Raw genomic sequence first — 15,449 nt, forward strand, 5'->3', positions numbered from 1 at the left:
CCAACGCTGGACCCTGGACGAATGAGCCGCATCCGACTGATTCTGATCCCGCCCTCGGCGGCTCTGCCGGCGTCATGCCTTACGCTGGATGCGCAAGGCGTCGTGCTGACGCGCGGCGTTCTGGAGCTCGGCTCCGGATATGCGCCCGAGCCGATGCGCAATGTCGCGGTGGTTCCCGGCGCCGACGTGCTGGTGCGCTGGCTGGAGTTGCCGTCGGGCAGTCCGGCCCAGATGGCGGCGACGGCGCTGCATCTGCTGCGCGACGACCTGGCGGCGCCCTCCGACCGGCTGACCGCCGTCCTGGGGACGGTCCCGACGTCGGGGCGGCGGTTGGTCGCCGTGGCGGGGCGGTCGCTGCTGCAGACGTGGAGCGACTATCTGGCCAGCTTCGGTCTTCGCGCCGACGTCATGATCCCCGACTGCTTGATCCTGCCGGAGCCGGAGCCGGAGGATGAGGGCGTGCTGACCGCCGCCCTCTTCGGCGCCGACCTGGCTCTGCGCGGGCGCGAACTGGCGCTGAGCGTCCAGCCCGATCTGGCCGAGGCCGTGGCCGCCGGGCGGGCGGTGAAGCGGATCGAGCGGGCGGACGAGATCGAGCGCCTGCTGGCTGCGGCCGCCCTGAACCCGCCGATCAACCTGCTGGCCGGGGGCGGGCGCCGGGTCGAGGCAGACCGGCGCGGCTGGAAACGGGCGGCGGCGCTGGCGGCGGCCCTGATCGTCTCGCCGCTGATCCTGACCCTGGCCGCCGCCGGTCATGACGAATGGCGCGCGCGCGACACCGAGAACCGGGCCGAGGCCGCGGCGCGGCGCGCCTACCCTGACATCGCGCCTTGGGCAGACGCGGTCGCCGAGGCGACCCGCCGGCTGTCGACTGCGCCGCCGGGCGGGGCCGCCGCCGCTGCGGCCGCCCTGTTCGCCGCCGTCGAAAGCGTCGAGGAGGCGGAGCTGGACAGCCTGACCGTCGATGAAGCCGGGGTTCGCGCCACAGTGACCTACGCCGCCTATCAGGACCTGGACGCCCTGCAGCAGGCCATGGCGGCCAAGGGCATGTCTCTGACCGATGACAGCACCGTCGACGACCAGGGCAAGGTCGTCAGCGAAGTTCGCGTGGGAGGCGCCGGATGAATCGGATGATCCAGTCGGCAGGTCTGTGGTGGCGCGGCCGCTCGGCGCGGGAGCGTGGGATGCTGGCGGCGATGGCGCTGCTGATCGCCGCATTGGCTTGCTGGTTGCTGGTTGTGCGTCCTGCCTGGGCCTGGCGTGCGTCGGCCGTCGAGCGCAGGGTCGAAGCCACGGCGGAAATGACGCGGCTGAACGCCGGTCTCGCCCGCCGCGTGCGCGCCAAACCCGCCGCGATGATGCGGGAAGACTTCGAAACGTCAGCGCGCGCCGCAGCCGAGGCGGCGGGCCTGACCGTGACCCTGTCGGCGGACGGCGAGGGCGGTCTGGCCTTTGACGCGCCGGGCGTGACCTCGGCGGCGCTGTTCGGTTGGATAGCGACCCTCAAGCGGGACTACGACGTTGAAGCCGCCGATCTGACGGTCATCGAGAACGCCGACGCGACCCTGGATGCCCGAGGAACCCTGGGCGGCTAGACTGTGCTCCGAGCCGCATGCTGCGGTGTCGACGCTGAGGTCGCGAGCCACCTAGGGCGCGCCTAGACGGCCTGCAACAGCGCCGGTTCAACTCTAGACTTGCGATTCACGATGGAGATTCTCGTGCCTGGCGCGAGGTTCTCCACGTCGATCTCCGCCGCCAGTTGACTGGCCAAGGCCTTCACGATGGCGGTGCCCAGGCCGGGTTCCGCCGAGCCCGGATTCTTCGGCATGCCGACGCCGTCATCCGAGATCCTCAGGTCCCAGCCCTCGGGTCGCGACTGGTAGTCAACGGTCACGAGGCCTCTGCGGCCCTTCGGGAACGCATGTTTCAAGGCGTTGATCACCAGTTCGGTGACGATCAGGCCGATGCTGACCGAGACCTCGGCGTCCACGACGCTGCCGTCGCCGCTCACCTCGATCCGCAACTGGTCATGGTCGGCGATCATCGACGCGCCGATGCTGCGACACAGCTGTGTCAGGTAGGGTTTGAGAGCCACATCCCCCACCTGGGTCAAGGACAGTTGCCGCTGGACTTCAGCCACCGACAAGACGCGGTTGTGGGCCTCGGTCAGATGAGCGCGGCTCTCCACCGAGTCGACTTTTCGGGCGGACTGAAGCAGCACGCTGGCGATGATCTGAAGGCTGTTGGCGACGCGGTGCTGAACCTCCTGCAGCAGGACCTCCTTCTGCCGGACCAGTTCGTCCATCTTTCTTTGGGTCGCGTTGGATGCGGTGACGTCCACGACCGTCAGCAACAGCCGCGCGGGCATGGCGTCGGCAAACGCCAGACGCTCGGCGTTGAGGCGCAGGCTACGCGGGGCTGCGCCCTCAATGGGCATCTCCAGCTGATAGTCGGCGACCTCAGCGTCGCCGGAGCCGACGGCGCTCAATAGGGAGCGCAGCCGGGGGAGATTCCATTCGCCTGCGCCGAGGGCGAAGATCGAGCGCCCGCGAACGGCGTCGTTGCGAAGTCCGAACGCCTGAAGAAAGGACTCGCTGGCGGCGACGACGTTGAACTGTTCGTCCATGAGCAACAGTGGCGCGCGCGACACCGAGATGACCGCCAGGGCCAGGGCGGCGCCGACTTCTGTATTTTGAGATGCGGGAGCCATGGGCCCTTTCCGATCCCGTCGCGACGTCCAAATTGGAAATCAAGCCTCGGGTGTTCAGGCGCGCCGAGACGCCCTTGGATCACCCTAGCATGAGCAAGGGTAATCCCCGCTATTGAATGAGGATGTGGCCCATGGGGGCGATCTGAGAGCCTTGCTTCCGACTGAAATGCGGACGCAGGCTCGTCTCAGGCGTCGATGACGACGGGCGTGCTGGTCGCCGACAGGACGCGTTTCTGAATCGTGTGCACGGTCCTTAGCAGGGACAGGGCGCTTGATCCGTTGATCTGTCGCGGGTCGAGGTCGCGCCGCAGGTTGAGAATATCCAGGATCTCATTGTCCGCCGGCCCCAGATTGTAGCCGCACATGGCCCAGCCGGCGAAGCTTCTGGAAGCGCGCGGCGCATCCTGGAGCAGCCTTAAATCCCGATGGCGCGGGTCTCGGCGCACCCGGCGATAGATGGCTTCGACAGCAGTTGCGGACCCTTCCAGCGCCTGGAAGAAGTGGTCGCGATGGCGCAGCAGCATGCCGGTCACGGCCACAGCGGCGTTGTTTCGGACCGACACCGCGAGGATGGATCGCAGCAAGGCCTCTTCGTCCTGCAGGCCGGGCGCGACCCTGCTGGTGTAGATCAGTTGTCGCACCATGCGTCAGGCGACGCGGCGCGCCTGCATGGGGGCGAGGGCGTCGGCGCCGACCAGACTTTCGAAGGCGGGGCGGGCCAGGACGTAGCCCTGGATCAGGCTTGCGCCGAGGTCTTTTAGGGTCTCAAGTTCGTCCTGGGTTTCGACGCCTTCGCAGATGGTCTGAATGCCCAGGTCGGCCATCAGGCCCAGCAGGGATTTGACGATCTTCTGCTTGGCCTGATCGCGGTCGATGTCGCGGATCAGCTCCATATCCAGTTTGACGATGTCGGGCTGGAATTTCGACAGCAGGCCCAGACCCGCATAACCGGCGCCGAAGTCGTCGATCGCGGTCTTGAAGCCCATGGCGCGGTAGGTGCGCAGGATGTTCAGCAGGTGGTTGGCGTCCAACTTCTCGTCTTCGGTGAATTCGAAGATGATCCGGTCGAGCGGAAAGCCGGTGCGCATGGCCGTCGCCAGCGTCAGGCGAATGCAGGCCCGCGGTTCATAGACCGCATTGGGCATGAAGTTGATCGACAGCCGCGCGCCGTCTCGCGGCAGGTCCAGGGCGGTGGCCAGTTCGATGGCCTTGACCCGGCACTGCTGGTCGAAAGCATAGCGGTTGTCGTCCGCGACCTGGCTCAGGACCGAATAGGCGCCTTCGCCGCCGACGCCGCGCACCAGTGCCTCGTGGGCGAAGATCGTCTGGGACGCCACGTCGACGATGGGCTGGAAGGCCATCGAGAAGGGCAGATCGAACCCGGCGCCGTCGCGGCAGCCCTCGCATCCCGTCGCCATCGCTCACGCTCCCTGCTGATTGGATATCTGCGTAGGGCTGCGCCTCTTTACGAAATCTTGCAGTCGGCGGCTGTGCGCGGAAAAAGTGAACAGGGCGCAGACCGAAACGCCAGGCGAAACCAGCACGTTTTCTTAACGAACCCGCTCCTAGAAGCCGCGCCCCATGTCCGCCCTGCGGGCTGTAGTTTCGAGACGACCATGTTTGCACGTACGCGCGACCGACGGCTGGCTGAAACGGAACTGCGCGAGATGCGCGCGATGCTCTCGGCCTTGCAACGCTCCCAGGCCGTTATCGAGTTCGACCTTCAGGGCCATGTCCTGACCGCCAACCAGAACTTTCTGAACGTGCTGGGCTACGCCCTCGACGAGGTTCGCGGCCGTCACCATCGGATGTTTCTGGATCAGGACGAGGCGCGCTCGACGGCCTACGCCGCCTTCTGGGCGCGCCTGAACAACGGGGAGTTCATCGCCGACAAGTTCACTCGGTTCGGCAAGGGCGGCCGGCGCGTCGTCATTGAGGCCACCTACAATCCGATCCTCGACGAGCAGGGCGCGCCCTATAAGGTCGTCAAGTTCGCGACCGATGTGACCGCCGCCGAAGAGGAGAGGGCGCGCCGCGCCGAGAGCGATCGCCTGGCGGCGCAAAATCAGGCGGCGGCGGTGTCGGGCGCCGGGGGCGCGCTGGAGGCGCTGGCGGCGGGTGATCTGACGTATCTGATCACGACGCCCTTCCCCGAAAACTACCGCCTGCTGCGCACGAACTTCAACAAGGCGATCACGTCGCTGGATTCCGCCATGGGCGTGATCCGACACAGCGCCGGCGCGATGCAGTCGGGAGCTATCGACATCAGCGACTCGGCCGAAGACCTGATGCGACGTACCGAGCGCCAAGACGAAAGCCTGAAGAAGACGACCGTCGCGCTGGAACAGGTCGCCGCGACCGTGCGCCAGACGACCGACAATGCACGCGCCGCCGACGACGTGGTGGTGCAGACGCGCGCCCTGGCGGAAAGCGGCATCGCCGTTCTGGGCCGGGCCGTGGGCGCGATGGAAGAGATCGAACGGGCGTCGCGCCACATCGGCGAGATTATCGGCGTCATGGACGAGATCGCCTTTCAGACCAATCTGCTCGCGCTCAACGCCGGGGTGGAGGCCGCGCGCGCCGGGGAGGCCGGCCGCGGCTTCGCCGTCGTAGCGGCGGAGGTGCGCGCCCTGGCCCAGCGCTCGGCGGACTCGGCGCGGGAAATCAAGCTGTTGATCTCCTCCAGCACCGCCAAGGTCGACGACGGCGTGGCCCTGGTGCGGCAGTCGGGCGAGGCCCTGACCGCCATCAACTCGGGCATCAGGGAAGTCAGCGACCTGATGACCGAGGTTCGGGGATCGACCGCCGACCAGGCCCATCGCCTTGTCGAGGTCGACAGCGCCATCGCCGACATGAACCAGGTGACGCGCCAGAACGCCGGCATGGTCGAGCAGCTGAGATCGGGCAGCCTGAGCCTGCGCGCCGACTGCGCCGAACTGACCGATCTGATCGCGCGTTTCAGGATCACGAAGGATCAGCCCCTGTCGGTCGCGGTCTAGGGACGCGCGCCGGGCGGCGAGACCCTTAAGCCGGAAATTCACCAGCGGCCTGATCCACTTTCGGCCATGCCGCGTAAACCGGGCGCTGTCTGACAAGGTCAGCTCGTTTTATGTGCCAGCGAGATGTCACGTTGGCTCGTTGAGGGCGTGTAGCCGGAGCCTCGCTTCAATGCGGGCGCCGGGCGCGGCGTCTTCGGCTTCATGAAAGAGGGATGAAGAATGTTCAGGACGATTTTGCTTTCCACCGTCGTTGCGCTTTCGGCTGCCGGCGCGACCCAGGCTCAAACCGCCCCCGGCCGCTGGACGGTCAGCCTGGAAGCCGGGGCCGAGTTCCCGACTGGCGGCGACGTGCATGGCGGGGCGACGGCGGCGGTGCCGGACCTCGGCCCGCTCAATCCCGACCTGGCCGGGGTCAACGCTGAACTGCGCATCCAGTCGCGCAGCTTCGACGACATCTACGGCGAGGGGATGAACCTGGGCGCCGAGTTCGCCTATGGCATGAGCAATAACGCCGAGGTCTTCGGATCGGTGCGCTACATGCAGGCTGACGAGGGCCGCGTGCAGGTGGGCGGCGCCTTCGTGCCGGCGCTGGACACGACCCTGCCGGTGTACGGGACCTTCGGCGAGTACAAGGCCTATGCCCTGGAAGCCGGCTATCGCCAGTACTTCGGCGCGGGTGCGTTCAAGCCCTACGTCGCCGGGCGTCTGGGCGCGGTCTTCACCGACAAGATCAACGCCACGTTCGAGATCCCGGACGCCGCCATCACCATCGCGGATGCGCCCTTCTACGACAGCTCCACCAGCTTTACGGCGGGCGTGGATGTCGGCCTGTCCTATGCCTTTAATGAGCAGGTCTCGGTGCAGGCCGAGACGGGGATTCGCTACATCTCCAGCCTGAGCGACGACGACAGCGCCATCGGCGGTCTGGGGCTGGCGTCGATCAACGGGGTCGGCGACCGCACCTATGTGCCCGTGACCCTGCGGGCCAGGTTCGCCTTCTGAGTCCAGGCCCCGGGGTCGAGAAACGGCTCCGGGGCTTTCCTTTCGGGCGCAAAGCCGCCTGTCGCGCCGCGTCCACAGGCTTGCCGATCCATGGCGACCGCCGCAGGATCGTTTCGTCGCGGATCGCGACCGTCAGAGATCCTTCATACGGCCCAATCGAAAACAGCTGATCGTCCTCGCCGTGGCCGTCCTGGTCGGACTTGCCGCCGTGACGGCGGTGGTCCTGTGGCGCCGCCCGCCCGAGGTGGCGGTGGCGATGGTCAAGCCGCAGACGGTGGAGCTGGCTCTGTCGGTGGTGGGACGGGCGCGGCCTATGGATCTGGTTCAGGTGGCGTCGCCCAATCCAGGTCAGGTGGTGCGTCTGATGCATGACGACGGCGACCGCGTCGCGGCCGGCGCGCCCCTGGCCGTCATCCTCGCCTCTGTCGAGCAGGCCCAGACCGAGGCCGATCTGGCGCGTGAACGCGCCGCCCGCGCCGAGGCCGCCGACGCTCGCCTGAAATACGAGCGCACCCGGACGCTGAACGAGCGGGGCTTCGCCGCGCCGGCCGCCCTGGACGCCGCACGCACCGCCTTGCAGGCCGCCGAGGCCAATGTCGTCGCCGCCGCCGCCGCCGTGCGGGCCTCCGCCGAACGCACGCGGGAGTTCACCATCCGCGCCCCGATGAGCGGGGTGGTGCTGGTGCGGCCCATCGACAACGGCCAGGTGGTCGCCGCAGGCGAGACCCTGTTCGAACTGGGATCGGCGACCGGCGTCGAAATCCGTGCCGAGGTCGAGGAAGCCTACGCTGACGCCCTTCGGCCGGGCATGTCCGCCCGCGCGGCCCTGTCTGGAACCTCGACGATTTTCGCCGCCCGCGTGACCGAGGTTTCGCCCCAGGTCGACGCGGCCACGGGCGGTCGGCTGGTGAAGCTGGCGCCCGAGGCGGGCCCGTCCCTGTCTCCCGGTCGCTCGGTCGATGTGACCATCGTCGTCGGTCAGCGACCCGGCGCCGTCGTCCTGCCGCGCAGCGCCGTGGCCGACGCCACCGCAGCGCCCAAGGTCTATGTGGTCGACGCCGATGACATCGTGCGCGAACGCGCCGTCGTCGTTGCGCGCTGGCCCACGGTCAACGCCCTGATCGAGCGCGGTCTGGCAGCGGGCGACCGCGTGATTCTGGACCCCGCCTCGGCCCGCGTCGGCGCTCGCGTCCGACCTGTGGCGCACAAGACGGACGGGTAAGGCCGTGTTCGCCCTCAAGGTCGCGCGGCGGTATCTGCTGTCCAACCCCAGCCAGACCCTGCTGCTGATCGCGGGGGTGGCGCTGGGGGTGACGGTGTTCGTCTTCATCACCGCCCTGATCGCCGGCTTGGCCGTGCGGCTGACCGATCAGGTCACGGGCGACAGCGCCCATGTCAGTCTGGAGCCGCCGACCCGCGTGGCGCGGGTTCTGGCGGGACCGGACTTGCCGGTGGAATCGGTCGCCCTGGTGTCCACCTTCCAGCGCAAGCAGATCCGCGACTGGCCGATGATCGTGCAACTGCTGCGGGCCAACCCCGCCGTCTCGGCCATCAGCCCGCAGATATCGGGCAGCGCCTTCCTGGTGAAGAGCGAGGCGGTGTCGCCGGTCTCGATCCTGGGCGTGGACCCGCAGGGGATCGACGCCATCTCGCAGATCACGCCGAAGATCATCAGCGGCGACGGCGATCTGGGCGCGGACGGCCTGCTGATCGGGGTGCACATGGCCGAGGATCTGGGCCTGAGTGCAGGGCAGTCCATCCTGCTGCGGACCGACCGCGGCGTGGAGCGTCAACTGACGGTGAAGGGCGTGTTCCGCACCGGCCTGCAGAGCCTGGATGAACGGGTGGCCTTCATGTCGTTGCAGACGGCGCGTCCCTTGTTCGTCCTGCCCGAAGGCGTGACCAATATCGAGGTCAAGCTGAAGAACCCGGACGACGCCCGCGCGGTGGCGCGTTTTCTGGCCGATGCGACGGGCCTGCGCGCCACGCCCTGGCAGGAAAAGAACCTGAGCCTGGAGGACGCGCTGACGGCGCAGGGGCAGACCGGAACCCTGATCCAGATATTTTCGCTGATCTCCATCATCATCGGCGTGGCCAGCGCTCTGGTCCTGTCCGCCTACCGACGGCGCGGCGAGGTCGGCATCATGCGCGCCTTCGGCGTGCCGGGCGGCTTCATCCTGTGGGTCTTCCTGCTGCAAGGCCTGATCATCGGGCTGGTCGGCGCCCTGATCGGCTGCGCCAGCGGCTACGGCCTGTGTCTCTGGCTGCAAGGGATCGTCAAGCCTGACGGAACCTCGGCCCTGCCCATCGCGCCGGAACAGGGAGGCTATGTCGCGGCCCTGGTGCTGACCACCCTGGGGGCGGTGATCGCCTCGATCCTGCCCGCCCGTTCGGCCTCCAAGGTCGATCCGTTGCAGGCGATTCAGCAATGACGCGCGTTCTGCAAGCGCGGGGGATCGAAAAGGTCTTCCGCAATGGGGAGGAAGAGACCCGCGTGCTCAAAGGCGTCGACCTGGATCTGGACCGGGGCGAGCTGGTCGCCCTTCTGGGGGCGTCGGGGTCGGGCAAGTCGACCCTGCTGTCGATCATCGGCCTGTTGCTGCGCCAGTCGGCCGGCTCCCTGTCTATCAGCGGCGAAGCCGTGGACGGCCTGTCCGAGGCCCGCCGGGCGCGGTTCCGCAACGAGCGGCTGGGCTTCGTCTTCCAGTTTCATCATCTGCTGCCCGACTTCACCGCGATGGAGAACGTCGCCTTTCCCGCCGCCGCGCCCGCTGGCGGGATTTCGCGCCAGATGCGCGACCGCGCGCGGGGCCTTCTGGCGCGGGTGGGGCTTGAGGATCGCATCGACTATCCGGCGACACGCCTGTCGGGCGGCCAGAAGCAGCGCGTCGCCATCGCCCGCGCTCTGATGAATCAGCCGGACCTGATCATCGCCGACGAGCCCACGGGCAACCTGGATCGCGACTCGGCCGATCGCGTGCTGGACCTGATGCGCGAGGTGAACCGGGAGGAGGGGGCGACCTTCCTGATCTGCACCCATGATGAGAGCGTCGCCGCCCGCTGCACCCGCCGCCTGATGCTCAGCGACGGGCTGCTGATCTCCAATGATGTGGTCGGACACGAGATTCGCGCCGACCTGCCTCATTCCTGACCCTGATGGCGGGGCATGCCCGCCGCTCTGATTCAAAGGACCAGACAATGACCTTTTCTCTTTCCCTTCTGGCGGCGGCCGCCTTCCTCAGCGCGGCTCCGGTGCAGGACGCCCCCGCGCCGGCCAACGGCGTTCTGGTTCGTCAGGACGTGTCTCTGGACCTGGCCAACCGCCTGCTGGACGGCGTCCTGACCACCTGCCACGCCCAGGGCCGGTCGGCGGTGGCGGCGGTGGTCGACCGTAGCGGCAACCTGGTCGCCTTGCAGCGCGACGACGTCGTCGGTCCGCACAACACCCTGGCGGCGCAACGCAAGGCCTATACAGCGCTGTCGACCAAGACCGCGACCAGCGTCATGGCTGAACGGGCGCGCAATGACCCGACGTCTCAGAACCTCAACACCCTGGACGAACTGCTGCTTCTGGGCGGCGGCGTGCCCCTGATCGTCGACGGCCAGGTCATCGGCGCCCTGGGCGTGGCGGGCGCGGGCGGCGCGGCCGGCGACGAGGGCTGCGCCATGGCCGCCATCCGCCAGCATCTGCCGGCGAACTGACGCTCGGACTGAAGGGCGAACGATCGTCGCCCCTGCCGGGCCGGCTGATCCAGAGGGCGAACTGGCGCGTAACTGACGAAGCACCCTGTGGAGTTTCGAGACCGTGACGCGTCTTCATGATCGGACAGAGGCGCCGGGCGCCGGCATGATCGTCTACTATGACGGCGGATGCCCGCTCTGCTCTCGGGAAATCAGGGTCATGCGGCGGCTGGACCGTCACCGCCGCCTGTCGTTTCTCGATGTGACGCGACACGATGTCGGCGACATGGACCGTGACGCCCTGCTGCGCCGGTTCCATGTGCGCGGGTCGGACGGCCGGACCGTCAGCGGAGCCGCCGCCTTCGCCGCCGTCTGGCGCGAGCTTCCGGCTCTGAGCTGGCTAGGCCGACTGGCGGCGACCCGACCCGTCGTGGGAATTCTGGAGGCGGCCTACAGAGGCTTCCTGCGCCTTCGTCCTGGGCTGCAGACGGTCGTTCGTCGCCTGGAACGCGGGGGCGACGGGCTGTGATGCAGGCGCCGCGCCCGGCGATGGTCCTGGGCGGGGCCGGGGTGCTGCCGTTTGTCGGCCTTACGGGGGCTCTGGCGTTCGGTTTGGGCGATCCCGAGCAGGTCTCGAACGCGCTTCGGCTCTATGGCGCGATCATTCTGTCCTTCATGGGCGGCGTCCACTGGGGCGTCGCGACGTGGCGAAACGAAATTCACGCCACGCCCTATGCGGTCAGCGTCCTGCCGGCGCTGTGGGGCTGGGCCATGGCGTTCGTCCCGACGACTATGGGCCTGGTCGGGCTGGCCGCCGGTTTCTTGCTCCTGCTGGCCTATGATCTGAGATGCGTCAGACTGGGTGACCTGCCCGCCTGGTATGGCCGACTTCGTCTGCGGCTGACCTTGGTGGTCTGCTTTTGCCTTATCGCGGCGTCGGCGGTGAGATGACGCGAGCATCAGCGGGCGCTGCATAGAGGCGAAGGCCGCTCAATACGTAGGTTTCCGTAGCCCACGTACAGATTAACCCGCGAGCAATGCCGAGGGCGGCAAGGGTTAGGCTTGTGAGGTATGCATGTTGATCCCTGAAAAGCCGCATGACGAGGTCGAGCGACTGGCGATGGTCCGCTCCCTGGGCCGCGACGGGTATCAGGAGGATGCCGTGCTCTGCGGCATCCTCGACCTTGTACGTCGCCATTCAGGCGCGCCTTCTGCCTTCATCTCCCTGCTGGATGAGGACCATCAGCGTTTTGTGGCGCGAAGCGGCGTGGATCTGATGCAGACGGATCGCTCCGTCGCGCTGTGTGGTCACGCCATTCTTCAGCCTGATGAGGTTCTGTGGGTGCCGGACGCGCGCCTCGACGCGCGGTTCCACGACAATCCTCTGGTCCTGGGACCGCCCGCGATCCGCTTCTACGCCGGAGCGCCGCTGGTGGTGAACGGTCGGGCGGTGGGCAGCCTCTGTCTGATTGCGCCCGAACCGCGAGGCTATGACGCCGAGATCGCGGGTCTGTTGCAGGACCTGAGCCGGATCGCCGCCGAGCGTCTGGCCGGGCGTCAAAGATACCGGGCGCTGGAGCGCGCGCTCGAGGCGGCTGCGGATGCGGTCATCATGGCGGATGAGGATAATCGCTACATCTACTGGTCCCCGGGCGCCGAGCGGCTGTTCGGCTATTCGGCGGCGGAGGCCCTGGGCCAGACGGGAGAACTCATCGGCCTGACCTGTCAGACCATCCAGGCCCTGGCCCTGGACCAGGGTTTTCAGGGCGTCGGCGCCGTGCTGGACGGCGCCCGCGCCGAGGCGACGGCCCGGTGCAAGGACGGCTCGATCATCAATGTCGAGGTCTCCCTGGCGGTCTGGCATGAGAACGGCGTCAAGCGCACCAGCGCGGCGATCCGCAACATCTCTGAACGAGAGGCGCAGAAGGCGGCGTTGATCCGCTCCAAGACGGAGGCCGAGGCCGCCAGCGTCGCCAAGAGCGCCTTCCTGGCCAATATGAGCCATGAACTGCGCACGCCCCTGAACGGCGTCATCGGGGTGGTCGAGCTGCTGGCGGACACGCCGCTGTCCGATCATCAGAGGGAGTTGGCGGGGATCATCCAGACATCCGCCGATCAGCTGCGAAGCCTGATCGGGGACATCCTGGATCTGGCGCGGATCGAGTCCGGCGAGATCGAGATCGCCCAGGACGTCTTCGATCTGTTCGCCGAGGTTGAGCGGGCTTGCCAGCTCTGCGCGCTGAAGGCCTCCGAGAAGGGGCTCGACCTCGTGCTGCGTTGCGACGAGGGGATCGGATTTGTCGTCGGCGATCCCCTGCGGCTGCGGCAGGTGATCATCAACCTGGTGAACAACGCCATCAAATTCACCTCTGCCGGGTCGGTGTCGCTCAGTGTCACGCGGGGCGAGGGCGGCGTCTTCCATTTCGAAGTCCAGGACACGGGCATCGGCTTCTCGGAAGAGCAACGCCAGAGCCTGTTCGAACGCTTCCAGCAGGCGGACGGCGCCATCAATCGTCGATACGGCGGTACGGGCCTGGGCCTGTCGATCTGCCGCGAATTGGTGGAAGCCATGGGCGGTTCCATAGATTGTCGGGGCGCGCCCGGCGCCGGAGCGAGCTTCTGGTTCGACATCAAGCTGGCCCAGGGCAGGCCCGCCCCCGAAAAAGAAACGCCTGTGACGACCGATCAGGGCAGTCAGGGCTTCGCTCACATTCTGGTCGCCGACGACAGTGAAACCAATCGCCGGGTGGCCGAGCTTATCCTTTCGGCTGCCGGCATCACGACGACCGCGGTCGAGGACGGGGTCCAGGCGGTGGAAGCCTGTCGGACCACGCCTTTCGACGCCATCCTCATGGACATGATGATGCCGCGTATGGACGGCCTGGCGGCGACGCGGGCTATTCGGGATCTGGAGGCGGCGCAAGGTCGGGGACGGACCCCGATCATCATGCTGACCGCCAATACCTTGCAGGATCATGTCGTTCGCGCGCTCATGGCGGGCGCGGACCTTCACCTGCCCAAGCCGATCACGGCCTCAGCCCTCTATCAGGCGCTGGCCCGGATCAGCGCGGCTGGCGGCGCGGCGAACACCCTGTCGGCTCAAGGCTGAGATCGGTCGCGGCCGTCGTCCGCGCCGCTGATCGGCACGGCGCCCAGGGCCAGCCGCGTGGCTTCCGCCTCCGCCAGCAAGGCGGCGCGTTTCGCCTCTCCAAAGCCGTCCAGCGTGCGATAGGGCATGGCCAGGCGGGCGTTGTGGCGAAGGCGCGGGCGATTGCGTTCCAGGAAGCCCCAGTAGAGACGGTTGAACGGACAGGCGCCATCGCCGCTCTTGCCCTTCACGTCATAGCGACAAGCGCCGCAATAGTCGCTCATGCGCTGGATATAGGCGCCGGAGGCGGCATAGGGCTTGGACCCGACGATCCCGCCGTCCGCGAAGGTGGCCATGCCCCGCGTGTTCGGCATCTCCACCCACTCATAGGCGTCGGCATAGACCGTCATGTACCAGTCATCGACCGCGTCGGGATGAACGCCCAGCATCATGGCCAGATTGCCTGTGACCATCAGGCGCTGGATATGGTGGGCATAGGCGTTAGCGCGGGTGGCCGAAACCACGTCGGCGACGCAGGCCATGTCCGTCTCGCCTGACCAGAAGAACCAGGGCAGGGCGCGGTCCGCGTCCAGAAAGTTCATGCGCCCGTACTCGGGCGTCTTCAGCCAGTAGACGCCGCGCACGAACTCTCGCCACCCCAGGATCTGACGGATGAAGCCCTCGACCGCGTTCAGGGGCGCGGCGCCGTCCCGATAGACGGCCTCGGCCCGCCGGCAGACGTCCAGAGGGTCCAGCAGGCCCATATTGATCGCCGTCGAGACCAGGCCGTGCCACATCCAGGGCTCGCCGTGGGCCATGGCGTCCTGCCAGTCGCCGAAGGCGGGCAGGATGCGCGTCAGGAAGGTTTCCAGCGCGGCCTCGGCCTCCTCCACGGTGGTCGGCCAACCGAAATCGTCCAGATCGCCGAAATGATCGGGAAACAGGCGCGCAACGTCGGCGATCGCGCCCTTCGTCGTGGCTGAGGGGGCGGTGCGCAGCCGAGGGGGCGGGCGCAGTCCCCTGGTCAGCTTCTTGCGGTTCTCGGCGTCGAAGTTCCAGCGACCGCCTTCGGGATCGGCGCCGTCCATCAGCAGGCCCGTCTCGCGGCGCATCTCGCGATAGAAATACTCCATCCTCAGCTCGCGCTTGTCAGCGGCCCAGCGTCGAAAACGGGCATGAGAACAGATGAAGCGGCGGTCCTCGCGGATATCGACGGGAAGGCCGGCGGTCGCGGCGAAGGCCGCGAAGGCTTGGGCCAGCCTGACCTCGCCGGGCTTGGTGATCACGACGCGGGCATAGGCGTCGTCAGCCAGAGCGCGGTGCAGTTCGCCGATGATGGACTGCGTGTTGTCCGGGGCGTCGATGCGGACATAGCGCACGGCTGCGCCGCGCGCCGTCAGCCGCTCCGCGTGGGCGCGCATGGCGGCGAAGGTCAGCGCGATCTTCTGCTTGTGATGGCGCACATAGGTCGCCTCGTCCCGCACCTCGGCCATCAGGACGACGTCGCGCGTCGCGTCGAGATCGGTCAGGCCCGCCAGGCTGTCGGACAGTTGATCGCCGAGCACCAGCCGCAGGGCGCCCGCGCCATCCTTCAGCGTCACGACGGCCTCGACGAAGGTCGGGCCGGAGCCCCCGCATTTCTGGCGGTCGTTCTTTGGGAGGCGCAACGCGCGCTGCAGTAGATCACGTTCGGCCAGTCTCTTTGCCATTTCTTGCGCCACGCGAACGGCCGGACGCAGACGGGGCAGGTCTTGGAAGGCAGGTCCTTTTTCTGAACTCGCCGCATTCCGCTCACCTTTCGCGCCGCAAGAGGGACCGCCATCCGCTCAGGCTTCAATACGCCTGGAACCCTGGGTGGATCAGGTCTATCCGCCTCCATCCTGTGGACCGCTGTCGGCGGAGGCCGTCGAGGGACCCGGCTGGACTCTGGTGCTGAACCCCGGATGGGGGTGGGAAGCGGGTGAGCTGG

The 15,449-nt window shown here is 67.6% G+C and carries 16 protein-coding genes; 11 read left to right on the forward strand and 5 right to left on the reverse strand.

Going from position 1 to position 15,449, the window contains the following annotated elements:
• Positions 1–21: 21 nt before the first annotated feature.
• Together gspL and gspM are read left to right on the forward strand one after the other, a co-directional pair.
• Positions 22–1,125 (forward strand): type II secretion system protein GspL, encoded by a 1,104-nt coding sequence (gene gspL, locus DXK21_RS01545; protein WP_114816028.1) that lies wholly within the window; start codon positions 22–24, stop codon positions 1,123–1,125.
• Positions 1,122–1,595, forward strand: a complete 474-nt coding sequence (gene gspM, locus DXK21_RS01550) for a type II secretion system protein GspM (protein WP_114816029.1) — start codon at positions 1,122–1,124, stop codon at positions 1,593–1,595. The genes gspL and gspM overlap by 4 nt, the downstream gene beginning before the upstream one ends.
• Before the next feature lie 62 nt (positions 1,596–1,657).
• Here the strand turns inward: gspM and DXK21_RS01555 are convergent, their stop codons facing one another.
• From DXK21_RS01555 to DXK21_RS01565, 3 genes are all read right to left on the reverse strand, one after another.
• Positions 1,658–2,626, reverse strand: coding sequence for a sensor histidine kinase (locus DXK21_RS01555; protein ID WP_245945040.1), 969 nt, complete (start codon positions 2,624–2,626; stop codon positions 1,658–1,660).
• Positions 2,627–2,895: 269 nt separating this feature from the next.
• Positions 2,896–3,354 (reverse strand): BLUF domain-containing protein, encoded by a 459-nt coding sequence (locus DXK21_RS01560; RefSeq protein WP_114816031.1) that lies wholly within the window; start codon positions 3,352–3,354, stop codon positions 2,896–2,898.
• Between the two features lie 3 nt (positions 3,355–3,357).
• Positions 3,358–4,128, reverse strand: a complete 771-nt coding sequence (locus DXK21_RS01565; RefSeq protein ID WP_114816032.1) for an EAL domain-containing protein — start codon at positions 4,126–4,128, stop codon at positions 3,358–3,360.
• A 198-nt stretch (positions 4,129–4,326) separates the two neighbouring features.
• Here DXK21_RS01565 and DXK21_RS01570 point away from each other — a divergent pair, with 198 nt between their 5' ends.
• The 9 genes from DXK21_RS01570 to DXK21_RS01610 all read left to right on the forward strand — a co-directional run bounded on the left by DXK21_RS01570 (position 4,327) and on the right by DXK21_RS01610 (position 13,501).
• Positions 4,327–5,709 carry a methyl-accepting chemotaxis protein gene (locus DXK21_RS01570; protein ID WP_114816033.1) on the forward strand — a complete coding sequence of 461 codons (1,383 nt, stop codon included), beginning with the start codon at positions 4,327–4,329 and terminating at the stop codon, positions 5,707–5,709.
• 219 nt (positions 5,710–5,928) lie between these two features.
• Positions 5,929–6,711, forward strand: coding sequence for an outer membrane beta-barrel protein (locus DXK21_RS01575; protein ID WP_114816034.1), 783 nt, complete (start codon positions 5,929–5,931; stop codon positions 6,709–6,711).
• A 181-nt stretch (positions 6,712–6,892) separates the two neighbouring features.
• Positions 6,893–7,933, forward strand: coding sequence for an efflux RND transporter periplasmic adaptor subunit (locus tag DXK21_RS01580; protein ID WP_245945041.1), 1,041 nt, complete (start codon positions 6,893–6,895; stop codon positions 7,931–7,933).
• A gap of 4 nt (positions 7,934–7,937) precedes the next feature.
• Positions 7,938–9,143, forward strand: coding sequence for an ABC transporter permease (locus DXK21_RS01585; RefSeq protein ID WP_114816035.1), 1,206 nt, complete (start codon positions 7,938–7,940; stop codon positions 9,141–9,143).
• A complete protein-coding gene (locus DXK21_RS01590) occupies positions 9,140–9,862 on the forward strand; it encodes an ABC transporter ATP-binding protein (protein WP_114816036.1) in 723 nt (240 codons plus the stop codon). Before DXK21_RS01585 ends, DXK21_RS01590 begins: the two co-directional genes overlap by 4 nt.
• Positions 9,863–9,909: 47 nt before the next feature.
• Positions 9,910–10,413: a GlcG/HbpS family heme-binding protein gene (locus DXK21_RS01595; RefSeq protein WP_114816037.1), complete on the forward strand. Its 504-nt coding sequence runs from the start codon at positions 9,910–9,912 to the stop codon at positions 10,411–10,413.
• 103 nt (positions 10,414–10,516) lie between these two features.
• Entirely contained in the window at positions 10,517–10,921 is a 405-nt protein-coding gene (locus DXK21_RS01600; protein ID WP_245945043.1) for a thiol-disulfide oxidoreductase DCC family protein, read from the forward strand.
• Positions 10,921–11,343, forward strand: coding sequence for a DUF3429 domain-containing protein (locus DXK21_RS01605; RefSeq protein WP_114816039.1), 423 nt, complete (start codon positions 10,921–10,923; stop codon positions 11,341–11,343). The genes DXK21_RS01600 and DXK21_RS01605 overlap by 1 nt, the downstream gene beginning before the upstream one ends.
• A 124-nt stretch (positions 11,344–11,467) precedes the next feature.
• Positions 11,468–13,501, forward strand: a complete 2,034-nt coding sequence (locus DXK21_RS01610) for a hybrid sensor histidine kinase/response regulator (RefSeq protein WP_114816040.1) — start codon at positions 11,468–11,470, stop codon at positions 13,499–13,501.
• Here DXK21_RS01610 and DXK21_RS01615 read toward each other — a convergent pair.
• Both DXK21_RS01615 and DXK21_RS17115 read right to left on the reverse strand, forming a co-directional pair.
• Positions 13,492–15,189: a cryptochrome/photolyase family protein gene (locus DXK21_RS01615; RefSeq protein ID WP_114816041.1), complete on the reverse strand. Its 1,698-nt coding sequence runs from the start codon at positions 15,187–15,189 to the stop codon at positions 13,492–13,494. The genes DXK21_RS01610 and DXK21_RS01615 overlap by 10 nt on opposite strands.
• Positions 15,078–15,359: a DUF2256 domain-containing protein gene (locus DXK21_RS17115; RefSeq protein WP_376856757.1), complete on the reverse strand. Its 282-nt coding sequence runs from the start codon at positions 15,357–15,359 to the stop codon at positions 15,078–15,080. The genes DXK21_RS01615 and DXK21_RS17115 overlap by 112 nt, the downstream gene beginning before the upstream one ends.
• Between the last annotated feature and the right edge of the window lie 90 nt (positions 15,360–15,449).

The sequence above is a fragment of the Brevundimonas bullata genome (assembly GCF_003350205.1).
In the GTDB taxonomy this organism is placed as follows: domain Bacteria; phylum Pseudomonadota; class Alphaproteobacteria; order Caulobacterales; family Caulobacteraceae; genus Brevundimonas; species Brevundimonas bullata.

Bases quoted from the DNA above. Each gene is read 5' to 3' on its own strand.
- gspL (WP_114816028.1), top strand. From the start codon at position 22: ATGAGCCGCATCCGACTGATTCTGATCCCGCCCTCGGCGGCTCTGCCG.
- gspM (WP_114816029.1), top strand. From the start codon at position 1,122: ATGAATCGGATGATCCAGTCGGCAGGTCTGTGGTGGCGCGGCCGCTCG.
- DXK21_RS01555 (WP_245945040.1), bottom strand. From the start codon at position 2,626: ATGGACGAACAGTTCAACGTCGTCGCCGCCAGCGAGTCCTTTCTTCAG.
- DXK21_RS01560 (WP_114816031.1), bottom strand. From the start codon at position 3,354: ATGGTGCGACAACTGATCTACACCAGCAGGGTCGCGCCCGGCCTGCAG.
- DXK21_RS01565 (WP_114816032.1), bottom strand. From the start codon at position 4,128: ATGGCGACGGGATGCGAGGGCTGCCGCGACGGCGCCGGGTTCGATCTG.
- DXK21_RS01570 (WP_114816033.1), top strand. From the start codon at position 4,327: ATGTTTGCACGTACGCGCGACCGACGGCTGGCTGAAACGGAACTGCGC.
- DXK21_RS01575 (WP_114816034.1), top strand. From the start codon at position 5,929: ATGTTCAGGACGATTTTGCTTTCCACCGTCGTTGCGCTTTCGGCTGCC.
- DXK21_RS01590 (WP_114816036.1), top strand. From the start codon at position 9,140: ATGACGCGCGTTCTGCAAGCGCGGGGGATCGAAAAGGTCTTCCGCAAT.
- DXK21_RS01595 (WP_114816037.1), top strand. From the start codon at position 9,910: ATGACCTTTTCTCTTTCCCTTCTGGCGGCGGCCGCCTTCCTCAGCGCG.
- DXK21_RS01605 (WP_114816039.1), top strand. From the start codon at position 10,921: ATGCAGGCGCCGCGCCCGGCGATGGTCCTGGGCGGGGCCGGGGTGCTG.
- DXK21_RS01610 (WP_114816040.1), top strand. From the start codon at position 11,468: ATGTTGATCCCTGAAAAGCCGCATGACGAGGTCGAGCGACTGGCGATG.
- DXK21_RS01615 (WP_114816041.1), bottom strand. From the start codon at position 15,189: ATGGCAAAGAGACTGGCCGAACGTGATCTACTGCAGCGCGCGTTGCGC.
- DXK21_RS17115 (WP_376856757.1), bottom strand. From the start codon at position 15,359: ATGGAGGCGGATAGACCTGATCCACCCAGGGTTCCAGGCGTATTGAAG.